The sequence below is a fragment of the Paraburkholderia atlantica genome (assembly GCF_009362785.1).
GTDB classification, from domain to species: domain Bacteria; phylum Pseudomonadota; class Gammaproteobacteria; order Burkholderiales; family Burkholderiaceae; genus Paraburkholderia; species Paraburkholderia atlantica.
In genome coordinates, this window is sequence record NZ_WHNQ01000035.1 from 23,343 (window position 1) to 45,707 (window position 22,365).

At 64.6% G+C, this 22,365-nt stretch carries 24 protein-coding genes; 11 read left to right on the forward strand and 13 right to left on the reverse strand.

Annotated elements, in window-relative coordinates:
* The first annotated feature begins 398 nt into the window (after positions 1-398).
* Positions 399-1,346 carry a peptidoglycan DD-metalloendopeptidase family protein gene (locus tag GCT19_RS32930; protein WP_152854266.1) on the forward strand — a complete coding sequence of 316 codons (948 nt, stop codon included), beginning with the start codon at positions 399-401 and terminating at the stop codon, positions 1,344-1,346.
* A gap of 251 nt (positions 1,347-1,597) precedes the next feature.
* Here the strand turns inward: GCT19_RS32930 and GCT19_RS32935 are convergent, their stop codons facing one another.
* The gene (locus GCT19_RS32935) at positions 1,598-1,996 is read right to left on the reverse strand and encodes a hypothetical protein (RefSeq protein ID WP_013091576.1); all 399 of its coding nucleotides are present in this window, start codon (positions 1,994-1,996) and stop codon (positions 1,598-1,600) included.
* A gap of 361 nt (positions 1,997-2,357) precedes the next feature.
* On the opposite strand from GCT19_RS32935, the gene GCT19_RS32940 reads away from it, so the two are divergent.
* The 3 genes from GCT19_RS32940 to GCT19_RS32950 are packed head-to-tail and all read left to right on the forward strand — an operon-like array spanning position 2,358 to position 6,389.
* The gene (locus tag GCT19_RS32940; protein WP_152854267.1) at positions 2,358-2,813 is read left to right on the forward strand and encodes a (2Fe-2S)-binding protein; all 456 of its coding nucleotides are present in this window, start codon (positions 2,358-2,360) and stop codon (positions 2,811-2,813) included.
* A gap of 1 nt (position 2,814) precedes the next feature.
* Positions 2,815-5,067, forward strand: coding sequence for a xanthine dehydrogenase family protein molybdopterin-binding subunit (locus tag GCT19_RS32945; RefSeq protein ID WP_152854268.1), 2,253 nt, complete (start codon positions 2,815-2,817; stop codon positions 5,065-5,067).
* A gap of 17 nt (positions 5,068-5,084) precedes the next feature.
* Complete coding sequence (locus GCT19_RS32950) at positions 5,085-6,389, forward strand: c-type cytochrome (protein ID WP_152854269.1); 1,305 nt, start codon at positions 5,085-5,087, stop codon at positions 6,387-6,389.
* A gap of 88 nt (positions 6,390-6,477) precedes the next feature.
* Here the strand turns inward: GCT19_RS32950 and GCT19_RS32955 are convergent, their stop codons facing one another.
* Positions 6,478-7,182 (reverse strand): SDR family oxidoreductase, encoded by a 705-nt coding sequence (locus tag GCT19_RS32955; RefSeq protein ID WP_152854270.1) that lies wholly within the window; start codon positions 7,180-7,182, stop codon positions 6,478-6,480.
* A 399-nt stretch (positions 7,183-7,581) separates the two neighbouring features.
* On the opposite strand from GCT19_RS32955, the gene GCT19_RS32960 reads away from it, so the two are divergent.
* The 4 genes from GCT19_RS32960 to GCT19_RS32975 all read left to right on the forward strand — a co-directional run bounded on the left by GCT19_RS32960 (position 7,582) and on the right by GCT19_RS32975 (position 9,625).
* Complete coding sequence (locus tag GCT19_RS32960) at positions 7,582-8,028, forward strand: Ohr family peroxiredoxin (RefSeq protein WP_018433167.1); 447 nt, start codon at positions 7,582-7,584, stop codon at positions 8,026-8,028.
* A gap of 82 nt (positions 8,029-8,110) precedes the next feature.
* Entirely contained in the window at positions 8,111-8,557 is a 447-nt protein-coding gene (locus GCT19_RS32965) for an OsmC family protein (RefSeq protein WP_152854271.1), read from the forward strand.
* A gap of 69 nt (positions 8,558-8,626) precedes the next feature.
* Positions 8,627-8,899 carry a hypothetical protein gene (locus GCT19_RS32970; protein WP_018433169.1) on the forward strand — a complete coding sequence of 91 codons (273 nt, stop codon included), beginning with the start codon at positions 8,627-8,629 and terminating at the stop codon, positions 8,897-8,899.
* A gap of 267 nt (positions 8,900-9,166) precedes the next feature.
* On the forward strand, positions 9,167-9,625 hold the full coding sequence (locus GCT19_RS32975; protein ID WP_018433170.1) for a MarR family winged helix-turn-helix transcriptional regulator: 459 nt from the start codon (positions 9,167-9,169) through the stop codon (positions 9,623-9,625).
* A 43-nt stretch (positions 9,626-9,668) separates the two neighbouring features.
* On the opposite strand, the gene GCT19_RS32980 is transcribed toward GCT19_RS32975, so the two are convergent.
* The 8 genes from GCT19_RS32980 to GCT19_RS33015 form a co-directional block, all read right to left on the reverse strand.
* The gene (locus GCT19_RS32980) at positions 9,669-10,259 is read right to left on the reverse strand and encodes a winged helix-turn-helix transcriptional regulator (protein ID WP_152854272.1); all 591 of its coding nucleotides are present in this window, start codon (positions 10,257-10,259) and stop codon (positions 9,669-9,671) included.
* 123 nt (positions 10,260-10,382) lie between these two features.
* The gene (locus tag GCT19_RS32985) at positions 10,383-11,039 is read right to left on the reverse strand and encodes an amino acid ABC transporter permease (protein WP_152854273.1); all 657 of its coding nucleotides are present in this window, start codon (positions 11,037-11,039) and stop codon (positions 10,383-10,385) included.
* Between the two features lie 2 nt (positions 11,040-11,041).
* Positions 11,042-11,815 carry an amino acid ABC transporter permease gene (locus GCT19_RS32990; protein WP_018433174.1) on the reverse strand — a complete coding sequence of 258 codons (774 nt, stop codon included), beginning with the start codon at positions 11,813-11,815 and terminating at the stop codon, positions 11,042-11,044.
* A gap of 62 nt (positions 11,816-11,877) precedes the next feature.
* Entirely contained in the window at positions 11,878-12,690 is an 813-nt protein-coding gene (locus GCT19_RS32995; protein WP_152854292.1) for a transporter substrate-binding domain-containing protein, read from the reverse strand.
* A gap of 62 nt (positions 12,691-12,752) precedes the next feature.
* Positions 12,753-13,847 carry an ABC transporter ATP-binding protein gene (locus tag GCT19_RS33000; protein ID WP_018433176.1) on the reverse strand — a complete coding sequence of 365 codons (1,095 nt, stop codon included), beginning with the start codon at positions 13,845-13,847 and terminating at the stop codon, positions 12,753-12,755.
* 25 nt (positions 13,848-13,872) lie between these two features.
* Positions 13,873-14,766, reverse strand: coding sequence for an ABC transporter permease (locus GCT19_RS33005; protein WP_152854274.1), 894 nt, complete (start codon positions 14,764-14,766; stop codon positions 13,873-13,875).
* Entirely contained in the window at positions 14,763-15,746 is a 984-nt protein-coding gene (locus tag GCT19_RS33010) for an ABC transporter permease (RefSeq protein WP_152854293.1), read from the reverse strand. Before GCT19_RS33010 ends, GCT19_RS33005 begins: the two co-directional genes overlap by 4 nt.
* A 5-nt stretch (positions 15,747-15,751) precedes the next feature.
* Positions 15,752-16,846: an ABC transporter substrate-binding protein gene (locus tag GCT19_RS33015; RefSeq protein ID WP_018433179.1), complete on the reverse strand. Its 1,095-nt coding sequence runs from the start codon at positions 16,844-16,846 to the stop codon at positions 15,752-15,754.
* A gap of 490 nt (positions 16,847-17,336) precedes the next feature.
* On the opposite strand from GCT19_RS33015, the gene GCT19_RS33020 reads away from it, so the two are divergent.
* Positions 17,337-18,230 carry a LysR substrate-binding domain-containing protein gene (locus tag GCT19_RS33020; RefSeq protein ID WP_152854275.1) on the forward strand — a complete coding sequence of 298 codons (894 nt, stop codon included), beginning with the start codon at positions 17,337-17,339 and terminating at the stop codon, positions 18,228-18,230.
* A gap of 36 nt (positions 18,231-18,266) precedes the next feature.
* On the opposite strand, the gene GCT19_RS33025 is transcribed toward GCT19_RS33020, so the two are convergent.
* Positions 18,267-19,349, reverse strand: a complete 1,083-nt coding sequence (locus tag GCT19_RS33025) for a calcium:proton antiporter (protein WP_152854276.1) — start codon at positions 19,347-19,349, stop codon at positions 18,267-18,269.
* A 295-nt stretch (positions 19,350-19,644) separates the two neighbouring features.
* A complete protein-coding gene (locus GCT19_RS33030; RefSeq protein WP_018433182.1) occupies positions 19,645-20,004 on the reverse strand; it encodes a BON domain-containing protein in 360 nt (119 codons plus the stop codon).
* 326 nt (positions 20,005-20,330) lie between these two features.
* Between GCT19_RS33030 and GCT19_RS33035 the strand changes: the two genes are divergently transcribed.
* Positions 20,331-20,960, forward strand: a complete 630-nt coding sequence (locus tag GCT19_RS33035) for a DNA-3-methyladenine glycosylase (RefSeq protein WP_026228234.1) — start codon at positions 20,331-20,333, stop codon at positions 20,958-20,960.
* A 218-nt stretch (positions 20,961-21,178) separates the two neighbouring features.
* On the forward strand, positions 21,179-21,526 hold the full coding sequence (locus GCT19_RS33040) for a DUF4148 domain-containing protein (protein WP_152854277.1): 348 nt from the start codon (positions 21,179-21,181) through the stop codon (positions 21,524-21,526).
* A 273-nt stretch (positions 21,527-21,799) separates the two neighbouring features.
* Here the strand turns inward: GCT19_RS33040 and GCT19_RS33045 are convergent, their stop codons facing one another.
* Positions 21,800-22,243, reverse strand: a complete 444-nt coding sequence (locus tag GCT19_RS33045; protein ID WP_018433186.1) for a CBS domain-containing protein — start codon at positions 22,241-22,243, stop codon at positions 21,800-21,802.
* Positions 22,244-22,365 lie beyond the last annotated feature (122 nt).

The following is a 22,365-nucleotide window of genomic DNA, read 5'->3' on the forward strand; positions in this document are numbered from 1 at the left end:
CCTTCGAATTTCGAAGGCTGGCTTTTTTGCGCTCTGCGCCTCGGCGCATGACTATTCAAGTTCCCCTCGCGTCTGCCGATAAGTCGAATGTCAACGAGCCTGAACGCGCCGCGGCGAAGCGGTGATGTGTGCGTCGTTGGCGTGCCAAAACACGTGCCGTCGTAACGCGGAAATACGGCTCGTAACGTCTGTATCAGAGTGTGTGGCGCGGGGCGTTTTGATTAAACGGCACTTTAGAATTCCGCCAGAAATTTGATCGGCAAGCAGGCACGGAATGAGCGCCGTACGAGGCAGCTTCGCCGTGTCGTCGGGAAGGCTGCGTGGCCGAAGATCGCGCGCCTTGTCAGCGGCATCGGCGTATCCGGCTTGCGCATCTAATACAGCAGGAGTCGGACAGAATGAGAAAGCGTTTCGACAGAACGATCCTGGCCGGTCTCGCCGGCGCATGGGTCGCGCTGGCGGTCAGCGGTTGCGCGAACGTCGGGCAGCCGAATGCGCAGAACGGAGTGGCAAACAGCACCAACGCAGCGTCCGGCGTGCCGGCGGCGAATGCGATGGCAACAGCGTCTGGCGATGCTGCGGCAGCCGCGCCGCTGTCGATCGATGCCAGCGATAATGCGTCGCTGAAAAAGTCGCCGCCGCTCGTGTATCGGGTCAGGCGCGGCGACACGCTCGCGCGGGTCGCGCAGCATCATCGCATCAGCGTCAAGCAGTTGCAGGCATGGAATGGGCTGAAGGCGTCGGCGCGGCTGAAGCCGGGGCAAGTGCTGCACGTCGCGTCGCCGGAGACGGTGCGCGCGGTGAAGGCGGCCAATGCGGCGGCCGCCGCGAAGGCGGCGGCGCGAGCCGCGGCGCCGGGTGCTTCACAAGCGACAACGCAAACCTCGGCGCAATCTTCGACGCCGTCCGCAGCCCCCGCTCTGGATGCCGCCGAAGTCCGCCAGGTCACGCAGGAAACCCGCCGGCATGCGAGCAGCGTGACACTCGCGTGGCCTGCCGCGGGCAGCGTCGTCGAAGCGTTCCAGCCGGGCGAAACACGCGGCATCGAAATCGGCGGCAAAGCGGGCGATCCGGTGCGAGCCGCCGCCGACGGCAAGGTCATGTACGCGGGCACCGGACTGAACAGCTATGGCAGCCTGATCATCGTCGAACACAACAAGGATTTTCTGACCGCGTATTCGCACAACCGCAAGCTGCTGGTCAAGATGGGCGACATCGTTCGAAAGGGACAGCAGATCGCGGAGATGGGTGACGAGAACAACTCGCGTGTGTCGGTCGGGTTCGAAGTGCGGCACGACGGCAAACCGGTCGATCCGCTGCGCTATCTGCCGCAAGGGCGCAGTTGAGCTTCGGCGTTCCCGCAAAAGCTCACCTTGAATTAATTCAGCTAACCCAGGTAATTCGATCGGCCGCTCACGCTGGGCGGTCGATAAATCGCTGCGAAAGTACCTTCACGTCAGCGCATTCCGCTCGATTCACGCAAAAGTACCGACCATCGACGATGCGGGCGCGACCCGCGGCCGCTCATCAACGGTGAGGAAATGCAGGAGCCGGCAAGCAGCGCACGCGCCGCCGCCGTGCTCTGCGCGAATCGCTGTTACGTCGTTTGCACGCCGCGCAGCAATCGCGCTACCTCGCCGTGGTAATGCAGGATCGCCGGATCGGCCTGCAACAGCGGCAGATAACGCGGCAGGAAGTGGTTGTTCGGTTGGTCGGGAGAGAACAGTCCGATCACGGCCTCGGCGGTCGCGAGACGGTCGCCGGCCTCCGCTTCCGCGTCGTCGAGAATTTCGTCGACGCTCGCGATCACCGTCGATAGCGGCGTCAGCCAGCGAAACCCCGAACCGTTGATCAGCACCTGCAGGAATGCCGCCGGCGTCACCGGGCCGAACTCCTTTTCGTATACGGCGCGTTCGTGATCGAGAATCGCCTTGTGCAGCGCAAGCAATGGTCGGCGAATATCCGTGAGGAATTGAGTGCATTGCGGGTCGTTCATCGGCGGCTCCAGCGGCTGAGGTGACTCGACGGAATCGCGCGTCGCAACACCACTCGGTGCGATGCAGCGGGTCGCGCGATCACGCTAACGGATCGATCCATCGATGGTAACGCATCGCCCCCGCCGACACATGCGATGCAGCCCGCATAGCATGCGACGTGCCGCCTGGCACCGCCAAAGCGAAGTTCTTTCGACACGACTACAATCGGCCGGTTTTCTGGCGACACCCGCTCGATCACAGACCGCATTTCATCGCGAATTAGCGCGACATGCCGAACAAAACCGGTGCATGTTCGCGGTCTGGTGCGGCGTCGCGATCTAAATCGCGTGACCACAACAACATCCCCCACCGGAGCCGCTCATGACAACGCTCAATATCAACGGCGAAACCCATACCGTCGATGCCCCGCCCGACATGCCCCTGCTGTGGGTGCTGCGCGATCTCGTCGGGCTGACCGGCACCAAGTTCGGCTGCGGCATCGCGCAGTGCGGCGCATGCACCGTGCATGTCGATGGCGTCGCGGTGCGGTCGTGCGTGTTTCCGGCGGCGGCGGTGGGCGAGCGCAAGATCATCACGATCGAAGCGGTCGGCGCGACGCCCACCGGCCAGAAAGTGCAGCAGGCCTGGCGTGAGCTCGACGTCGTGCAATGCGGCTACTGTCAGTCCGGGCAGGTGATGTCGGCGGCATCGCTGCTCGCGCGCAATCCCAATCCGAGCGACGCCGACATCGACGCCGCGATGGCGGGCAACATCTGCCGCTGCGGCACCTATCACCGCGTGCGCGCGGCGATCAAGCAAGCCGCGAAGGGGGCCTGACATGTCCCAGGGATTGCTCGATGCACAGAACGGCGCACAGCCGTCCGACACCGACACGCCGCGTGCGCGCGGCATCTCGCGGCGCACGTTCCTCAAGTTCGGCGTGACGGTCGGCGCCGCGGCCGGCGGCGGTCTGCTGCTCGGCTTCAGCATGCCGGCCGCGAGCCAGGATCAGAAGGCGGGCAAGAGCGTGATCGGCGGCGATGCGAACGAGGCGCCGCAAAGCGGCGTGTTCGCGCCGAACGCGTTCATCCAGATCGACACCGCCGGCAAGGTCACGCTAGTGATACCGAAGGTCGAGATGGGTCAGGGCGTCTATACATCGATTCCGATGCTGATCGCCGAAGAACTCGAAGTCCCGCTCGACTCGGTCACGCTCGATCACGCGCCGCCCAACGAAAAGCTCTTCATGGACCCGCTGCTCGGCGGCCAGTTGACCGGCGGCTCGACGTCGATTCGCTTCGCGTGGGAGCCGATGCGCCGCGCAGGCGCGACTGCGCGCGTGATGCTGATCAACGCGGCCGCGCAGCAGTGGCAGGTCGATCCGGCCAGTTGCCATGCGCAAGGCGGGCAGGTGATCCACGCGGCCAGCAATCGCAGCGCGAGCTATGGCCAGCTCGCGCAGGCCGCCGCCGCGCTGCCCGCGCCGCAGAACGTGCCGTTGAAAGACCCGAAGAATTTCAAGCTGATCGGCACGCCGGCGAAGCGTCTCGATTCGCCGGAGAAAGTCGACGGCACCGCGCAGTTTGGCCTCGACGTGCGCTTGCCCGGCATGGTCTACGCGGCGATCGCGAACTGTCCGGTGTTCGGCGGCACGCTCGCGAGCGTCGACGCTACGCATGCGAAGAAGATCCCCGGCGTGCGCGAAGTCATCAAGCTCGACAACGCGGTCGCGGTGATCGGTGACCACACGTGGGCCGCGAAGCGCGGCTTGCAGGCGCTCGATATCAAGTGGAACGAAGGCGCGGGCGCGCAGGTATCGATGAAGCGCATCGTCGACGATCTCGCGGCGGCCTCGCAACATGGCGGCGCGGTGGCGCGCAAGGACGGCGACGTCGGCCGCGCGTTCGGTGATGCGAAGTCGCGCGTGGACGCGATCTACCAGCAGCCGTTCCTCGCGCACGCGACGATGGAGCCGGTCAACGCCACGGTTCACGTGCGCGGCGACGCGTGCGAAATCTGGCTGGGCTCGCAGGTGCCGACGCGCGTCGTCGATGCGGCGGCCGCGGTCACCGGCTTGCCTGCCGACAAGATCATCGTGCACAACCATCTGCTCGGCGGCGGCTTCGGGCGGCGCCTCGAAATCGACATGGTCACGCAGGCCGTGAAGGTCGGCAAACAGGTGTCGACGCCGGTCAAGGTGCTGTGGACGCGCGAGGAAGACATCCAGCACGACATGTACCGGCCGTACTACTACGACACGATCTCGGCCGGGCTCGACGCGAACGGCAAACCGATCGCGTGGCAGCATCGCATTGCCGGTTCGTCGATCATGGCGCGCTTTGCGCCGCCCGCGTTCAAGAACGGGCTCGATCCCGACGCGGTGGAAGTCGCCGCCGATCTGCCGTACGACCTGCCGAACCAGCTGGTCGACTACGTGCGCGTGGAACCGCACGCGGTGCCCACCGCGTTCTGGCGCGGCGTCGGGCCGACGCGCGGCACATTCGTCGTCGAGAGCTTCATCGACGAGCTCGCCGCGCACGCGAAGATCGATCCGGTGCAGTACCGGCGCAATCTGCTCGGCAAATCGCCGCGCGCGCTGAACGTGCTGAACGTGGCCGCGCAAGCCGGCAACTGGGGCAGTGCGCTGCCGAAGGGGCAAGGGCGCGGCATCTCGGTGATGCACGCGTTCGGCAGCTTCTTCGCGATCGTCGTCGAGGTCGCGGTCGAGCAGGGCGAGGTCACGGTCAAGCGCGTCAACTGCGCGGTCGATTGCGGGATGTACGTCAATCCGAACACGATCGAGGCGCAGGTGCAGGGCGGCATCATCTTCGGCATCACGGCTGCGCTGTACAGCGAGATCACGATCAAGGATGGCCGCGTCGAGCAGAACAACTTCACCGACTACCGGATTTTGCGCATCAACGAGACGCCGCCGATCGACGTGCATCTCGTCAAGAGCGGCGAGGCGCCCGGCGGCATCGGCGAACCGGGCACCGCCGCGCTCGCGCCCGCGCTGACCAATGCGATCTATGCGGCCACCGGCACGCGGCTGCGGCAATTGCCGGTTGGCCGTCAACTGCACAGCGCGTGAAGCGAAAGGAGACCGACATGAAAAACATGCTGAAGGGTCTTGGCGCGGCATTGTGCGTCGCGTTGCCGTTTCTCGCGCAAGCGCCTGCCGGTGCCGCAACTCCGGCGGGTGCCGGCGCAGCCGATCAGGCGCTCGTGCAACGCGGCGCCTATCTCGCTCAACTCGGCGATTGCGCTGCCTGCCACACCGCGCCGAAAGGCAAACCGTTCGCCGGCGGCCTGCCGATGAATACGCCGATGGGCCGCATCTACGTGACCAACATCACGCCCGATGCGCAGACCGGCATCGGCGGCTATACGGAGGCGGACTTCGCGCGGGCGCTGCGTGAGGGCGTCGCGAAAGACGGCCACAACCTGTATCCGGCGATGCCGTATCCGTCCTACGCGAAGGTCAACGACGGCGACGTGAAGGCGCTGTACGCGTTCTTCATGCACGGCGTCGCACCGGTGCAGCAGGCGAATCGCGAGTCCGACATCAAGTGGCCGCTGAACATGCGCTGGCCGCTGATGTTCTGGAACATGGCGTTTCTGGAGAAGGGTCCGTACCGCGACAAGCCGGGCAAGGACGTCGCATGGAATCGCGGCGCGTATCTGGTGCAGGGGCTCGGACATTGCGGGTCGTGTCACACGCCGCGCGGCGTTGGGTTCCAGGAAAGCGCGCTCGACGAAAGCGGCAGCGCGTTCCTGAGCGGCGCGCTGCTCGACGGCTGGTTCGCGTCGAACCTGACCGGCGAGCACAACACCGGGCTCGGCCGCTGGAGCGACGAGGATCTGCGCACGTTCCTGAAGACCGGCGCGAATCGCCATGCGTCGGCGTTCGGCGCGATGACGAGCGTGATCAACAACAGCACGCAAGCGCTGAACGATCAGGACGTGGCGGCGGTGTCGAAGTATCTGAAGTCGCTGCCACCGGTCGGCGGCAACGGCGCGCCCGCCTATACGTACGATCCGCAGGCGACGAAGGTGTCGCTCGATCGCCCCGCGAACGATGCCGGCGCGCGCGTCTATACCGCGTATTGCATGCATTGCCACGGTGTCGACGGACGCGGCTTCGCGCCGATGCTCGCGCCGCTTGCCGGCAATCCGAACGTGCTCGCGAAGGACGCTTCGTCGCTGATCAACGTGACGCTGAACGGCACCGGCGATCTCGTGATCAACGGCGTGCCGTCGCCGTTTCCGATGCCCGGCTTTGCGGCGGTGCTCGACGACAAGCAGATCGCCGACGTGCTGAGCTTCGTGCGCGCGGGATGGAACAACGGCGCGCCGGCCGTTGCTGCGGCGGAGGTGGCGAAGTTGCGCCAGTCGACGCAAGCGGGGCGGTGATCGAGAGGTAAGTGCGGCGGAACGCAAAAGCGGCAACCCATGCAGCGCAGGGTTGCCGCTTTTTTTTGGCGGGAGCGCTTCGGCGCGATCAGCGTGGCGTCGAGTCGTTCAGATAGATCCCTGCCGACAGTCCAGCCTTCACCTGCCGCGTGAATTCGTCGGTGGACACTTCCTCCGAGCCGGCCTCGATAGCTTCGTACGCCTGGCGCACGACGTCGGCCGGCGTTGCCTTCGGCACTTCCAGGTCGCGCACCAGATCCGTATCGATAAAGCCTGCATGCAGCCCGACGACCTGCGTGCGCTGCTCGCGCAGCGATTGGCGCAGGCCGTTGGTCAGCGCCCACGCGGCCGACTTCGACACGCCGTAGGCAGACAGAATCGGCCGGTTCACCCAGCTCGCGACCGACAGCACGTTCAGGATCGCACCGCCGCCGTTCGCGGCGAGGCTCCCCGCGAACGCACGCGACATCGCCAAGATGCCGAAGACATTGGTTTCGAAGTGATCGCGCAACGCGTCGAGCGCGCCGTCGTCCGTCAGGCTGCCGAGTCGCGCGATGCCGGCGTTGTTGATCAGCAGCGTGACGTCGCGAGCCGCATCGGCAGCCGCGGCCACGGCCGCCGGATCGGTCACGTCGAGCTTGACGGGGACGACTCCCGGCAATGTCACGCTGGCCGGATTGCGGGCGCCCGCATAAATCTTTCGCGCCCCTCGTTCGAGCGCCTGTTTCGCGAACTCGAGGCCAAGCCCGCGGTTCGCGCCCGTCACGAAAACGACAGCATCTTCGATCTTCATAGTCCTTCCTTTCACATGGTGTATCGCATGCGCGCCGGCTCGCGGTGCGCGTGAGATGCGGTGGAAACGAGGCTGCATTCGCTAACCGAGCCGTTGCGCTGCGCCTTTCCGCGCAGCAGCTGATCGCGTCGCGCAGCCGGCGCCGGATGGCTTTTGTCGGACGATTCGTGAGCTCTCACGCTTCGCAATGACAATGGGCGCAGCATATAACTATGATATTCATACCGTCAAGTGCGGCGAGGCGGCAGGGCAAGTATTCGCTCGTCCTATCGATATAGCGCATACGATTAAATCTTTTGCGATTGACAACGGTCGCGTCTTTGTCCATTATTCGACGCAAGCGATTACATCGCATGCGATCTAAGACGCTTAACCCCTTTATTTACACAGGAACACATCATGGCCCGAATCGATCAAGTCCTCTTCTCAGGCAACTCCCACGCCACGGTCAATCACGACCCCGAGCTCCAGCGCGGTGAGCACGGCGTGCTCGACCTGAAGCTCTCGGCGCTCAACGGTGAAAGCCGCGATTTCATTGCCACCGAACTGCACCCGCGAGCCGAGCAGATGTTTGCCGGGGCGTGGTCAGCCTGTTACATCAGCGCCTTCGGGATTGCGGCCTCGCTGAGGAAGGTCACGCTGCCGTCCGACTATTCCGTTGATATCAACGTCAGTATCGGCACGGTCGGCAACGGGTTCTGTCTCGGCGCGCAGTTCACCATCCGCGCGCCGGGTCTGGCAGCGGAAGTCGTCGAGGCGATCGCGAACCGCGCCCACCAGATCTGCCCGTACTCGAAGGCCGTGCACGGCAACATCGAGGTCAGCCTGAACGTCGTCACGGCGTGATATATATCGTACGCGATGTAATCGCGCGAGAGTGAAATACGTTTGATAGCCGCTTAATACCCCAAACACACAGGAATCCATCATGGAAAAGATCGAAAACGTCCTCGCTGCAGGTAACTCCCACGCCACGGTCAATCGCGACCCCGCAGCCCAGCGCGGCGAGTACGGCGTCTACGACCTGAAGCTGACCGCGCCAGGTGTCGAGACCCTCGACTACATCGGCACCGAGCCCCACCCGAGAGCCGAGCAGCTGTTTGCGGGCGCCTGGTCGGCCTGCTACACCACCGTGTTCGGCATGGCGGCCCAACTGAAGAAGGTCACGCTGCCGCCCGACTATTCGGTCGACATCCGGGTGAACATCGGGCAGACCGGTGCGGCGTGGCTCCTCGGCGCCGAGTTCGACATCCGCGTGCCCGGAGTGGAAAGGGAAGTCGTCGAGAAAATCGCGCACCTGGCCCATCAGATCTGCCCGTACTCGAAGTCGGTGCGCGGCAACATCGAGGTCAGTACCAACATCGTCACGGCGTAATACGTCAGGGCACGTGTCTCTGCCAGGAGCAGGTGCCCTTCACTGAACATCTTTGAAGGAATTCTCATCATGAAGACCAAGCTCATCGTTGCACTGCTCGTCGCAGTTTCCGCGTCCGTCACCGCACCCGCGTTCGCCAGCGGCTATGGACCGGCCCCGTTCTACAAGCCCTCGGTGGGCGCACCGGCATCGCAAAGCGGTCAGAGCCTGCGAACCGTCGCGGCGGAACGCGCGGACGAAGCTACACGGGAGAAGGCGTATGGCGGTGCGATTTCCGGGCTGTCGGAATCAGGCAGTCATGTCGCCGCGACGTCGCGTGACAACCTCTTCGCACACCACTAGATCGTCCATCCCTCCGTCGCTCGGCCGTCGCGCATCCTCGTTGCTGCTGCGCGCCGGTCACGGCAATCGGACGGTCGATGAGTTCGCCACGGAGAAAGAAGCAGCGCTCAGAGCGGTTCTACGATGCGGTACTGCGCGCTCTTCGCCGCGAGACCTTCACGGTGGGTTGTGGTCTTCCGGCCGCGATGCGCCATATGTTGTAGCGCGATATAATCGTATGCGATGTATATCTCGTGAAACGTCAGGCTCCAGCGAAGGAGGCTACACATGAAATCCAGGGATCAACTGGCACCCGAAAATCTGATGCTTTCCGATTACCTGTGCTTTGCGGTGTACTCCGCGAACCTGGCTTTCGGCAAGGCATACAAGCCGATACTCGAGGAACTCGGACTTACCTACCCGCAATACATCGCGATCATTGCGTTGTGGGAGGAGGACAACCAGACCGTCAGCGGTCTTGGCGCCAAGCTGTTTCTCGAGTCCAACACGCTTACGCCAATGTTGAAGAAGCTTGAGGCGATGGGTTATGTGGAAAGGCAACGCGATCCCGGCGATGAGCGCCAGGTGCGGATCAGTCTCACGAAGAGCGGCCGGCGGTTGCGCGAAAAAGCACTGAAGATGAACCCGGTCGACACGGGCCTTGCGTCCGACGAGTTCGCAAAAGTTCAGGCGTCGGTGGTGACGTTGCGGAACAACCTTATCAAGTCAGTCCGGAACGACGAATGAACGCTTAACGGTCGCGCATTGCAGGGTCGCCTAAGTCGGACATTCAACGGACTTTTGGGCGCCTCACGGGAGACTTCACGGTCGATCGAACCTCGCGGGGACCTGTTTTAGGCGAGCGAGTGCGATCAGTTGCGGACTTGCCGGTCTTTGCTGCGTCCTGTCGCGTCGCGCGCTCCTGCGCGTAGGAAGGGCTCAGTTCAGTCTTCAGATCTTCGCGCCGCAATGGTTCGCCGCAGGCCTGGCAAACAGTGCCAATGCCGGCATCGTTGCCACAGGTGACATGCGTGAAGCGTACCGCGACGTCGTCGCCCTGCGATTTGTGCCACTTTTCGCCCCATTCGCGAAGCGCCAGCATGACCGGGTAGAACGCTCGGCCCATTTCGGTGAGTTCGTATTCGTAACGTGGGGGCGTTGTCATGTAGCGCCTGCGCTCGATCATGCCGTCCGCTTCGAGCCGTTTGAGCCGGGACGAGAGCATCTGAGGCGTCGCTTGCGACTGTGCCACCAGACTGTCGAATCTTCGATTGCCCATAAACAGTTCGCGCAGGATCAGAACAGCCCAGCGATCGCCGATGACAGCCTGAGACAACGCGATCGGGCAAAGCGTATCGCTCTTGTCGGGCAATGCACTCATTCAAACCTCCATCGAAATTGCCACGATTGTCAGTATGATAATCATAGCAATATCGGCGGGGGTTTGCGCCCTGAACGCAGTCGTGCGGCGCACGCCGGCGCCGCACATAGACTCCCTATCACCTCAGCGATGCTGCCCTACCTTCTGCCGCTTCTCTAGCACGCGCGCATACCACGTCAGCGGAAAACACATCGCGAAGTAGATCATCGCGACCATGCCGTAAATCGGAAACGGCCGGAACGCGGCATTCGTGATCATCGTGCCGGTCTTCGTCAGTTCGATAAAGCCGATGATCGACGCGAGCGCAGTGCTCTTCACCACCTGCACGAGAAAACCGACGGTCGGCGCGACCGCGATTTTCAGTGCCTGCGGCCACACGATATAGCGCAACTGCTGGCCGAACGTCATGCCGAGGCTCGCGCCGGCCGCCCACTGACCGCGCGGCACCGCTTCGACGCAGCCGCGCCAGATGTCGACCAGATAAGCGCTCGTATAGAGCGTTAACGTGACGGCCGCGGCGGCCCACGGCGACACGTCGATGCCGATGAGCGGCAAACCGAAGAACGCGAGAAAGAGCTGCATCAAGAGCGGCGTGCCCTGAAACACCTCGACGTACAGCACGACGATGCGGCGCAGCCACGCGATCGGCGACACGCGCATCGCGAGCAGCACGAGCCCGACAACCCCACCGCCGACGAACGCGATCAGCGACAGCAGCACCGTCCAGCGCGCGGCGAGCAGCAGATTGCGGGCGATATCCCACAGCGTGAATTCGACCATGATCAGCGCTCCGTCGGCAGGGTGCGCGCGCCGCGCCACATCAGGCGGCTGCGCCAGTTGCGCGGCAAGCCGTCGTTGCCGCTACTGTTGTTACTACCGCTGTGGCCACGGACCGCGCGGCCCGCGAACAGCCCGCGCCCGAAGCGGTTCAACAGCTGCCGCAGCACGATCGACATCAGCAGATAGGTCGCCGTGATGATCACGTAGCTCTCGAACGAGCGGAAGTTGCGCGACTGGATGAAGTTCGCGGCATAGGTCAGGTCGGGCACCGAAATCTGCGACACGACGGCCGAGCCGAGCATCACGATCAGCACCTGGCCGAGCAGCGCGGGAAACACGTTGGCGAGCGCCTGCGGCAGCACGACGTAGCGGAACACCTGGCGTCCCTGCAGGCCGAGCGCCTGGGCGGCCTGCACCTGGCCGCGCGAAATCGAATCGATGCCGGCGCGCACGATCTCGGTCGCATACGCGCCGAGATTGACGCTCATCGCGAGAATCGCCGCCTGAACCTCGTCGATATGAATGCCCAGGCTCGGCAGGCCGAAGAACACGAAGAACAGCTGCACGAGAAACGGCGTGTTGCGGATCAGTTCGACGTAGCTCGCGACCAGCCAGCGCGCCCACTTCGGCCCCGCCGCCGCAATGCTCGCGCCGGCGATGCCGACGAGCCCGCCCGCCAGGGTCGACACGGCGGTGAGACCGAGCGTCACGGCGGCGCCGCGCGCGAGCATCCCCGCATAGAGGCCGAAGCCGGTGAAATCGAACGCGTAAGTCATGGCCTCGTGCCCATCGTAGGATCAGTTTGCGGCGCGGACTTCACAGCACCGCGCCACGGGTTTCAGAGATCGGCCGGCAGCGGCGCGCGCAGCCACTTCTGCGAGATCGCGTTCATCGTGCCGTCCTTGCGGGCTTTGGCAATCGTTTCGTCGACCTTCGCCTTCAGGCGCGGCTCGTTCTTGTTCAGACCGACGTGATCGGGCGAGCTGAACAGCGCGAACTTCTGCTCCGGATCGTTCGCCGGATGCCGCGCGAGAATCGTCGCGCCGACGTCGTTGCCGACCACCATCAACTGTACCTGACCAGAAAGAAACGCCGAAATAGCGCCGTTCGGATCGTCGAAACGTTTGATGTTCGCCGACGGCGGCGCGATCTTCGTGACGCTCAGGTCTTCGAGCGTGCCGCGCGCGACCGAGATCGACTTGCCGCCGAGATCGGCGGCGTTCTTCACCGGCAGCGACTTCGGGCCGAACACCGCGAGGTAGTACGGCGCGTACGGTTGCGAGAAATCGATTACTTTTTCGCGCTCTGGCGTCTGGCCGACCGACAGCAGCATGTCGGCCTTGCGATCGGCGAGGAAGGCCATGCGGTTGTCGCCAGTCACCGGTACCAGTTCGACCTTCGCGTTGAGCGCCTTGCCGATCAGATTGGCGACGTCGATGTCGTACCCGACCGGCTTCATGTCCGGACCGATCGAGCCGAACGGCGGATAGTCTTCAAACACGCCGATGCGCACGGTGCCGGACTTCGCGATGTCGTCGAGCGCGTCGGCATGCGCGGCCGATGGCAGCGCGGCGAGTGCGGTGATTGCGAGCGTCGCGGCGAGGGTCGCGAATACGCGGCGGGTCGATTGGAGAGCGGGGCGCTGGTTCATCATCTGGTCCTCTGTCGTCATGCGGTTTTATCAAAGCGAAGCGTGTGGGATGGGTTCGGGTATCAGGCGGTGCGCGCTGCGATCAGCTTGCAGGCGTGCGGCGGCAGCTCGGCGAGCACCGGCATGCCGAGCGCGAGCCCGGGCGTTTCGCGCGGCGTGGTCGCGGCGGTCAGCGTGAAGCCCGCGCAATCGATCGTCGCTTCGAGCGAGGCGCCGACGTCGCGAATGAATATGACGGTGCCGGGCAGCCGGTTCGCGTCCGGTGTCTCCGTGGCCGCCTTCACGCAGATGTCCTCGGGGCGGATCAACAGGCGGATCGCGTCGCCGCTCGCAACCGGCTGCCGCGCATCGGCGAGCGGCGCGCTCGGGCTCGGCGTCACCGCGATGCGCCGTCCGCCCGGCAGGCTCACGACGCCCGCGCCGTCGTACTGCACCGGCAGGATATTGCCGAGCCCGATGAAGTCGGCGACGAACTCGCTGACGGGATCGCGGTAGATGTCGAGGGGCTTGCCGACCTGCGCGATGCGGCCTTTCTCCATCACGACGATCTCGTCGGCCATCGTCATCGCTTCGCGCTGGTCGTGCGTGACCATGATCGTCGTTATGCCGAGGCGTTGCTGCAGCAAGCGGATTTCGACCTGCATCGCTTCGCGCAGCTTGGCGTCGAGCGCGGACAGCGGTTCGTCGAGCAGCAGCAGTTGAGGCTCCGAAGCAATCGCGCGCGCGATCGCGACGCGCTGACGCTGTCCGCCCGACAACTGCGTGACCGGCCGGTTCGCCATGTGCGGCAGCCGGATCAGTTCGAGCAGTTCGGCGACGCGGCGCGTTTGCTTCTCTCTTGCGACCTTGCGCAGCTTCAGCGGATACGCGACGTTCTGCGCGACCGTCATGTGCGGAAACAGCGCGAGCGACTGGAACACCATGCCGAAGTCGCGCCGGTTGGCCGGCAGCCACGTGATGTCGCGGCCGGCGAAATGGATGCTGCCCGAGCTCGGCGTTTCGAGCCCGGCGATCATCCGCAGCAGCGTGGTCTTGCCGCAGCCTGACGGGCCGAGGAAGCAGACGAGCTTGCCGTCGGGCACGCTCAGGTCGACGTCGTCGACGGCATGCACGGCGCCGAAGCGCCGCGTGACGGCTTGCAAGGTCAGATGGGTCATCGCAGGCTCCAGCAAGGTGGCGGGTTCACAGCGCGACGCCTTCGTCGCCGATCAGCTTTTCCAATAGCCAGATCAGCGCGAAGTCGATCGCAACGATGACCACCGCGAAACAGAACACGGTCGGATCGAGCGACGACACCGTGCGGCTATAGAGCCACACGGGTAGCGTCATCGTGTCGATGCTATACAGGAAGAACGTAACCGTGAACTCGTTGAACGACACGATGAACGCGAACAGCATGCCGGCGAGAATGCCGGGGCGCATCAGCGGCAGCACCACGTCGACGAGCGCGCGGCTGGGGTTCGCGCCCATCACGAGCGCGGCTTCCTCGAACTCGGGGCCGATCGATGCGACCGACGCCGCGCAGTTCTTCACCGTGAACGGCAGCGCCAGGATCACATGCGCGATGATCAGCCGGCCGACGCCCAGCTCGACCGGCAGCACGTTGAACACCAGCAGCAGCGACAGGCCGAGCATCACGAGCGGATAGACGAGCGGCAGCGCGACCAGCTGCTCGACCGCCGGCTTGCCGCGAAAACGGTAGCGCGACAGTGCATACGCGGCGGGCACGGAGACCAGCGTCGCCATCAGCATCGTCGATAGCGCGACGATGAGGCTCGTGATCAGCGCGGCGCCCATCGACAGCGTATCGGTCGCGTCCGGCGACACGAAGCTGTGCCACGCCGCGCGATACCAGTGCAGGCTGTACGCGTGCGGCGGGAATTCGAGCGTGTCGGCCGCGCTGAACGACATCGCGATCATCGTCAGGATCGGCAGCGCGGCGAGAAACAGCACGACGCCGGCCACGAGCGCGGTTGCGCGGCGGAGCTGGCCGGGCATCGTATCGGGCAGGCGCGGGAAGCGCGGCGAACGAGGTTCGGTGCGCGGCAGGCGCGAAGCTGGCAGCGGCGTGCTCATGAGTGAGGCTCCCCGGTCAGACGTTGGGTGCGGCGCACGAGCCGTTGCGAGAGCGCCATCACGGCGAGCGTCGCGACCATCAGCACGACGCCCGAAGCGGAGGCCGCCGGCCAGTTCAACAGCGGTGCGACCTGATCGTGCACGAGCACGGCGAGCATCGGCACGCGCCGGCCGCCGAGCAGCAGCGGCACCGCAAACGCGCTCGCGTTATACGCGAACACCAGCAGCGCACCCGACACGAGGCCCGGCATCGCGAGCGGCAACAGCACGTGGCGCAGCGTTTGCCAACGCGTTGCGCCGAGCGTCGCGGCGGCTTCCTCGTACGAGATCGACACCGCACGCATCGCGCTGGACAGCGGCAGAACGGCGAGCGGAAACGCGGTCTGGATCAGCCCCAGCAGTACGCCATGCTCGCGATACAGCCACATGACCGGACGCTCGACGAACCCGCTCGCGAGCAACGCGTGATTGAGCAGGCCCGCCGGGCCGAGGATCACCAGCCAGCCATAGCCTTGCAGCAGCAGATTGACCAGCAGCGGCAGCAGCACACCCGCGAGCAGCAGCCGGCGCGCGAGCCGCGAGGTCGTGCGCGCCATCGCGAGCGCAACCGGAATCGCGAGCACGACCGCGCACAGCATGCTCTGGAACGCGAGCCGCAGCGTCAGCCACAACGACTTCAGGAAGTAGCCGTCGAGCAGGTCCGCGTAGTTCTGCAGCGTGAAGCTGCGCCATTCGTTGCCTGACGTGCCGAAGCTCATGCGCAGCACGACCAGCGCGGCCGCGCCGAGGATCGCCAGAAACACCAGGATCGGCGCGAGCAGCAGCCACGGCCGGGCTTTCGCGAGCGTCGTTGCGCCACCAGCGGGGGCGGTCAAGGCAGTCTCGACGATTACGGAAGCGCAGGCAGCGCCGCCGGGCGTCGGACCCGGCGCCGCTTCGTCCGGCATCATCGCGGCACGCCGCGGGAAGCGCGCGAGCATCGTGGTTACGCCGAGAAGATTTCGGTGTAGCGCTTGATCCACGCCGGCTGCACGACGGCGAGCGCCTTGTCGTCATGCAGCACGGCTTTCTCGGCGATCTGCTGCGGGCTCGGCACGAACGCGCGGCTCTCGGCCGGAATCATCGCTTTCGAATTGACCGGGCCGTTCAGCACGTCGGCGGCCATGCGGCCTTGCACGCCGGCGTCGAGCGAATGATTGATGAACGCGTGGATCAGGTCGCTGTCGCCCGGATGCGCTTTCGGGATCACCGTGAACATCAGCTGCGTCGCGAAGCCTTCCTTCATGCCGTAGGTGACGCCCATCTTGTACTCGGGCTTGCGGATCTGGTCCGGAAAAAACGCCGGCGAGTAGATGCCGCCGATGTCGAGCGAGCCGGTGCGGAACAGGTCGGCCACCTGGTTCGGGTTCTCGCCGAGCGTCATCACATGGTCTTTCAGTTGCGCGAGCTTCCTGAAGCCGGGCTCGATGTTCTGCTGCGAGCCGCCGTTCATCTTCGCGGCGATGATCGCGAGATCGACCGCTTCGGCCCACTCGGGCGGCGGCAGGAATACGCGACCGCCGTATTTCGGGTCCCACAGTGCCTCGTAAGACGAAGGCGGCGTCTTGACCGTCGCGGTGTTGTAGATGAGGCCGTCGGACCACAACAGATAGCCGACGCCGAAGCCGTTCGCGCCGGTGCGGTATTGCGGCGCGACGTCTTTCAGGTTCGGCAGGCGGTCGAGCTCGGGCTTCATCAGCAGGTTCGCGTCGGCGAGGCCGGCCGCGCCGACGCCGGCGAGCGTGATCACGTCGTAGGTCGGGCGCTCGCCCGCCGCCTTGACTTTCGCGACCATGCCGGAGGTGCCGTCGGCGCGATCGGCGATCACCTTCGCGCCGGTCTTCGCGGTGAAGGTCGCGGCGATGTTGCGCAGCGCGGCCGTGCCGGTATCGTCGGACCATGTCAGGATGCGCAGCGTCTTGCCGCTGAAGTTGTGCTCCTGTGCGCGCAGATTGAGGAACGGCATCGGCAGAGCGGATGCCGCGAGCGCCGTACCGATCGTCTTGATGGCCTGCCTTCTACCGCGTTTGATCTGCTGCATGACGGTCTCCTGTGATGAACGCCCGTTGCCCATGAATCGCTATGACCGCTGCCGGATGAACCGTGCGTGGAGGCACTGTAGGTTTGCCAAAATCACGCAACAATCGAAAAATGCGCATGGGTGGCATGACCTGCGCTCATGGCTCGCGGTGCGCGGGCGCGGCGGCGTGCGGTTCAGCGACGCGACAGGAGACTACGGGCGACGGTGCATGCGGGTTAACGTCCATCTTTGACCGGTGAATACAAGGTGCACCGAGGTATGAGGAAAGCTCGGTTCTGGTGCGGGTGCCGCAGGTCTTTCGCACCACGGCGGTGCGACATCGGCCGGAACGCGCATTTTCGCGCGCCATGAGCCGAACGCATACGGGTTCGCCCGCGCGCCGGCTCGTGCGCGCGCCGCCAATCGCGTATGCTGTGGGCATAACGGGCATGGCGGCGACGCGCGCTGCCGCAGCCGCGCAATGATTTTTTCTGATCCAGGACGACATCCGATGCGACGCCTACCGCCGCTCAACGCGCTGCAGATTTTCGAAACTGTCGCGCGGCATCGCAGCTTCACGCGTGCCGCGGACCATCTGTGCCTGACGCAAGGCGCGGTCAGCCGGCAAATCATCGCGCTCGAGGAGTACTACAAGTTTCCGCTGTTCAAGCGTCACGCCAAGGGGCTGACGCTGACCGCCGAGGGCGAAATGCTGCTGCCGACGGTCAAGGAGAGCTTCGCGCGGATCGAGGAAATGTCGCTGCGCCTGACGCGACAGCGCACCGATCTCGCGCTGAAGGTGCCGACCTGCGTGATGCGCTGGATGCTGCCGAAGATCATGCGCTTCCAGTCCGAGTATCCCGATCTGCACGTGCAGATCACGACCACCTGGCAGCACGACGTCGATTTCCAGAGCGAGCCGTTCGACGCGGCGATCATCTACGGTTCGTCGCCCGGTGCGGACGTGCAGGCAGTGTCGCTGTTCGAGGAGCGTCTGACGCCGGTCTGCACGCCCGAGCTGCTGAAGGACAAGCCGCTCGCGCAGGTGGCCGATCTCGCGCGGCACACGCTGCTGCATCCGACGCGCGATCACCGCGACTGGAAGATGTGGCTCGCGAAAGTCGCGGAGACCGATGCGACGGGTGCCGCCACGATCGACGCGGAACTCGGCCCCAGCTTCGATACGCTCGACATGGCGACCAATGCCGCCGCGCAGGGCTTCGGCATCGCGATCAGCGATCTCGCGCTGATCGACGAGGACGTCGCGGCGCGGCGCCTGATCCGGCCGTTCGACACCGTGCTGAAGACCGGCTGGCGCTATTACTTCGTGTATCCGGAATCGGTCGCGCAACAGCAGAAGCTGAATCTGTTCCGCGACTGGATGGTCGAGCACTGGGACGAGTGAGTCACCGTCCGCCCCAGCGTCGGATAGGACATCAGTTCAAGGCGCGAACGACAAGAACAGATAAGCCGCGAATAGCGATAGATGCACGGCGCCTTGCAGAATCGTCGTGCGTCCGGTGCTCAGGGTCAGCGTGGCGACCACCAGCGTGAGCGCGAGCAGCACCATGTCCTTGCCGTTGATGCCGAGCACGATGGGCTGACCGATATAAAGGAACACGCCGGCGACGGTGGGAATGGTCAGGCCGATACTCGCCAGCGCCGAGCCGAGCGCGAGGTTCAGGCTGGTCTGCAGACGATCGGCGCGCGCCGCGCGCAGTGCCGCGAGTCCTTCCGGCAACAGCACTAGCGACGCAATCACGATCCCGACCACCGCCGGCGGCGCGCCCGCGCCCAGCACCGCGGATTCGACCACTGGCGACAGCACTTTCGCGAGCAGCACGACCGCGACCAGACTGACCAGCAGCAGCACGCCGCTAATGGCCGCGAGGCGCGCGCCCGGCGGCTCGGCATGGACGTCTTCGTCGGCCACGCCGGCGAGGAAGTAGTCGCGATGGCGCACCGTCTGCACGAACACGAACACGCAGTACAGCACCAGCGACGATACACCGGCAAACGCGAGCTGCGACGGCGACAGGACCGGCCCGGGGCTGGTCGTCGTGAAGTTCGGCATCACGAGCGTCAGCACCGACAGCGATGCGAGCACCGCCAGCGCGGCCGCCGCGCCGCGGCTCTGGAAGTCCTGTTCCAGATGGCGGATGCCACCGGCCAGCAGACATAGCCCGACGAGCCCGTTGCAGACGATCATCACGGCCGCGAATACCGTATCGCGCGCGAGGCCGGCTTTCTCGGGACCGGACGTCAGCATCACCGAGACGATCAGCGCCACTTCGATCACCGTGACGGCGACCGCGAGCACCAGCGTGCCAAACGGCTCGCCGACACGATGCGCGACCACTTCGGCATGATGGACGGCGGCAAACACGGCCGCGCACAGCGACACGCCGACCAGCGCGAGCAGCAGCGCGTTGCCCGGCATCGCATAGGCGGCACCGAGCACGATCCAGCTAATGATCGGCGCGAAGAGGGTCCAACGGGGCAAGACGGTCGCGGGCGAAGTCATGCGGCCTTCCTTTCGGTGCGTGTGGAAACTTGGAGTAATATCTTAACAGGTGTTGTTAAGCTATTAAATCATAAGGGGAAATTGCTGAGATAAACCGGCACTTCGCGGAGTGGTGCGCTCAAAATATTGCGGTTCTGAGGGCGGGGAAAATCGCCGCGTCGGATGGTGCGAGGGGCGCACCGGGGGCAATCGTGTCGAGCGATGGATCGGAGGGGAAATTGGCGTCGCGACGGAGCCTTCCGCCGTCGACGCCAGCTTGCTGCTTTACTGCAACTTCTTCGGCAGTTTGACCGGCTTACTGGCCGATTGCGCGGATCGACAGTGCGCTCTTCACCGACGTCACGCCTTCCACGCCTTGAGCGGCGTTCGTCGCGATTTCGATTTGAGCCTGCTCCGGCACCGAACCTTCCAGCGTGACGGCGCCGCTGCGTGCGCGCACGGTGATGTTGCCGACGGTCAGGCCCTTCGTACGTGCGAGCTTCGCGCGGACCTTCTTCTGCAGAGCGCGATTGGCCTGTTTAACCTCCTTGGTGGTCGGTGCCGCTGCCGCCGGCGCTGCGGTCGCGGCCGCATCGCTGCTTTGCGCGTACGCGTTGAGGGAAGCGAGAACGACCAGCGCGCCGCTGATCACCTTGATTGCCGAGAATGCTTTCATTCAACCATCTCCTGTTGTCGTAGAACGTCGATCCCCCGGATGGGGTCGATTTTTTTTACATCAGCGGGTACAGCGGGATTCAATGCGAATGAAACAGGTACAGCAGCCATGCGAACACTTTCAGCCGATACGCATGTTTTCCGCGCGCCGCGAAGCGCGCGCAAAACATGCAAACGGCCGTGTGACCGGCCGGAAGCACACGATACAGCAATTGGTGCCATGTTGACCTGCTGACGCAGAAAATGAGGCGTCGGTACAACGAATTTGCCGATCGCAACCGGTCGATGACGTGGGATTTCAGCACCGGCTTAAAGGACATCCAGCGCATGCGAAACGAAGCTCTTCCGATCCGGCCGTTACGCCGCAACGATCTGCCGCTCGACACCGTCGAGCTCGCGCGCTTCATGGTCGGCAAATATCTCGTTCACGATCTGCCCGAAGGACGCCTGAGCGGACGCATCGTCGAGACCGAGGCCTATCCGCTCGGCGATTCGACGAGCCATGCGTTTATCGGACGTCGTCCGTACAACGGGTCGATGTTCCTCGCGCGCGGTCACGCTTATGTGCGGCTGACCTACGGCGTCTCGTACATGTTGAACATGTCGTCCGAAGCGGAGGGGGTCGGCGCCGGCATCCTGCTGCGCGCGATCGAACCGCTCGAAGGACTCGCGCTGATGGAAGCGCGCCGTCCCGGCGTGCCGCTGCGCGATCTCGCCCGCGGACCCGGCCGGCTGACGGTGGCGTTCGGCATCGGCCAGGCGTTCGACGGCCACGATCTGTGTGCCGGGCGGGGGCTATGGATCGGCGTGATCGAGACCGGCGACGCACCGATCGGCGTGACGACGCGCATTGGCCTGTCGCGCGAGATGCACCGGCCGCTGCGATTTTTCGAGCCGGGCAGCGCGTTCGTCAGCGGCCCGCGCAAGCTACTGACGATTCCGCATTCGGGCGCATGACATTCCGGCCGCGCCGGGACGTTCCGGACAATTGTTGCCCGGAACATCGTGCGGGGCGAATCGACCCCACGATATCCCATGGCATTGTTGCGAACGGAACAATTTTATATCTCGCAATTAAGGGTTTTCCCTTGTTCATGTGGTGACTAGACTGAACTTATTCGCTGCACACCACGGTGTCGGCGATGCAGATAAAACCACATTGGAGGGAAGTCATCATGAAATCGCTTATCAAGGCAGTTGCCATTGCAGCCGTTGTCGCCGCGCCGATCGTCTCGTTCGCGCAATCGAGCCAGCAGCCGATCACCCGCGCCCAGGTTCGCAGCGAACTGATCCAGTTGGAGCGCGCGGGCTACAACCCGTCGACCTCGAACGACGCGGAATATCCGGCAGACGTCCAGGCCGCGGAACAGCGCGTGCAAGCGCAGAATCCGGCCGTCGCGCAAACCCAGCCGGCCGCTAATACCAGCGGTTACGGCGCGCCGATGAGCGGAGCGACGCAAGCGGGTCGCCCGACGCAGCCGCAGCCGACGAGCGGCCCGAAGAGCGTGTATTTCGGTAACTGATTTCGCAAACGGGCAAGCACGCACGCAGAGCTACGCTGTGCGCCGCTTTCGCGGGCGCACAGCGCTTCACACCAGGTACTGTTTCAATCGAGCGCGCCGCACCCATGCGCCCGTGCGCGCGTCATCCGTGCGCGCGTTGCGTTCCTCTTTCCGAAGGAACCTCCGCTGCCGCAAGGTAGCTTGGCCCAAGCTTTTCGAGGTTTGGGCCTTTTTTGCTTCAGGTCCCGCGCGGATGATCGATGCGCGTTCGCCCAGCGAAAGCCGTGCTGCCTGTCAGAGCCGTTCGCCGTGAATATAGAACTCGAGTTGCTGGATCGTGAACTGCTGCTCCGCGATGATGTCCTTCACGAGGTCCCCAATCGACACCATGCCGATCAGCCGCCCGTTCTCGATGACCGGCAGGTGACGCATACGCCGCTCGGTCATCAGCGCCATGCAGTCTTCGGTCGTCTGGTCCGGACGAACGAAGCGCACCGCCTTGCTCATGATGTCGCGCACCGGTGTCGCCTTCGACGAGCGGTCCATCAGCACTATCTTGCGTGCGTAGTCGCGCTCCGTGACGATGCCGGCGATGCTGTCGCCGTCCGTCACCACCAGCGCGCCGATGCCTTTCTCGGCCATCAACCGGATTGCCTCGTAGACGGAATCGTCGGCGCCGATCGTGTAGACCTCGGAGGGGTTCGGTTTCGTTTTAAGAAGCTGTGCAACGCTTGTCATGGAGCGCTCCGTTTCGCAATGCAGCACGCCGAAGTGGCGCGCTGTCGTGAGGGACAGGCGATTCCAGTATAGGCGCGACGTGCGCCCGCGGTACACCAGGAATATCTGGGGCGCGCCGGACG

Excerpts from the sequence above, each read along its gene's own strand:
- GCT19_RS32930 (WP_152854266.1), top strand. The coding sequence starts at position 399 with ATGAGAAAGCGTTTCGACAGAACGATCCTGGCCGGTCTCGCCGGCGCA.
- GCT19_RS32935 (WP_013091576.1), bottom strand. The coding sequence starts at position 1,996 with ATGAACGACCCGCAATGCACTCAATTCCTCACGGATATTCGCCGACCA.
- GCT19_RS32940 (WP_152854267.1), top strand. The coding sequence starts at position 2,358 with ATGACAACGCTCAATATCAACGGCGAAACCCATACCGTCGATGCCCCG.
- GCT19_RS32945 (WP_152854268.1), top strand. The coding sequence starts at position 2,815 with ATGTCCCAGGGATTGCTCGATGCACAGAACGGCGCACAGCCGTCCGAC.
- GCT19_RS32950 (WP_152854269.1), top strand. The coding sequence starts at position 5,085 with ATGAAAAACATGCTGAAGGGTCTTGGCGCGGCATTGTGCGTCGCGTTG.
- GCT19_RS32955 (WP_152854270.1), bottom strand. The coding sequence starts at position 7,182 with ATGAAGATCGAAGATGCTGTCGTTTTCGTGACGGGCGCGAACCGCGGG.
- GCT19_RS32960 (WP_018433167.1), top strand. The coding sequence starts at position 7,582 with ATGGCCCGAATCGATCAAGTCCTCTTCTCAGGCAACTCCCACGCCACG.
- GCT19_RS32965 (WP_152854271.1), top strand. The coding sequence starts at position 8,111 with ATGGAAAAGATCGAAAACGTCCTCGCTGCAGGTAACTCCCACGCCACG.
- GCT19_RS32970 (WP_018433169.1), top strand. The coding sequence starts at position 8,627 with ATGAAGACCAAGCTCATCGTTGCACTGCTCGTCGCAGTTTCCGCGTCC.
- GCT19_RS32975 (WP_018433170.1), top strand. The coding sequence starts at position 9,167 with ATGAAATCCAGGGATCAACTGGCACCCGAAAATCTGATGCTTTCCGAT.
- GCT19_RS32980 (WP_152854272.1), bottom strand. The coding sequence starts at position 10,259 with ATGAGTGCATTGCCCGACAAGAGCGATACGCTTTGCCCGATCGCGTTG.
- GCT19_RS32985 (WP_152854273.1), bottom strand. The coding sequence starts at position 11,039 with ATGGTCGAATTCACGCTGTGGGATATCGCCCGCAATCTGCTGCTCGCC.
- GCT19_RS32990 (WP_018433174.1), bottom strand. The coding sequence starts at position 11,815 with ATGACTTACGCGTTCGATTTCACCGGCTTCGGCCTCTATGCGGGGATG.
- GCT19_RS32995 (WP_152854292.1), bottom strand. The coding sequence starts at position 12,690 with ATGAACCAGCGCCCCGCTCTCCAATCGACCCGCCGCGTATTCGCGACC.
- GCT19_RS33000 (WP_018433176.1), bottom strand. The coding sequence starts at position 13,847 with ATGACCCATCTGACCTTGCAAGCCGTCACGCGGCGCTTCGGCGCCGTG.
- GCT19_RS33005 (WP_152854274.1), bottom strand. The coding sequence starts at position 14,766 with ATGAGCACGCCGCTGCCAGCTTCGCGCCTGCCGCGCACCGAACCTCGT.
- GCT19_RS33010 (WP_152854293.1), bottom strand. The coding sequence starts at position 15,746 with ATGCTCGCGCGCTTCCCGCGGCGTGCCGCGATGATGCCGGACGAAGCG.
- GCT19_RS33015 (WP_018433179.1), bottom strand. The coding sequence starts at position 16,846 with ATGCAGCAGATCAAACGCGGTAGAAGGCAGGCCATCAAGACGATCGGT.
- GCT19_RS33020 (WP_152854275.1), top strand. The coding sequence starts at position 17,337 with ATGCGACGCCTACCGCCGCTCAACGCGCTGCAGATTTTCGAAACTGTC.
- GCT19_RS33025 (WP_152854276.1), bottom strand. The coding sequence starts at position 19,349 with ATGACTTCGCCCGCGACCGTCTTGCCCCGTTGGACCCTCTTCGCGCCG.
- GCT19_RS33030 (WP_018433182.1), bottom strand. The coding sequence starts at position 20,004 with ATGAAAGCATTCTCGGCAATCAAGGTGATCAGCGGCGCGCTGGTCGTT.
- GCT19_RS33035 (WP_026228234.1), top strand. The coding sequence starts at position 20,331 with ATGCGAAACGAAGCTCTTCCGATCCGGCCGTTACGCCGCAACGATCTG.
- GCT19_RS33040 (WP_152854277.1), top strand. The coding sequence starts at position 21,179 with ATGAAATCGCTTATCAAGGCAGTTGCCATTGCAGCCGTTGTCGCCGCG.
- GCT19_RS33045 (WP_018433186.1), bottom strand. The coding sequence starts at position 22,243 with ATGACAAGCGTTGCACAGCTTCTTAAAACGAAACCGAACCCCTCCGAG.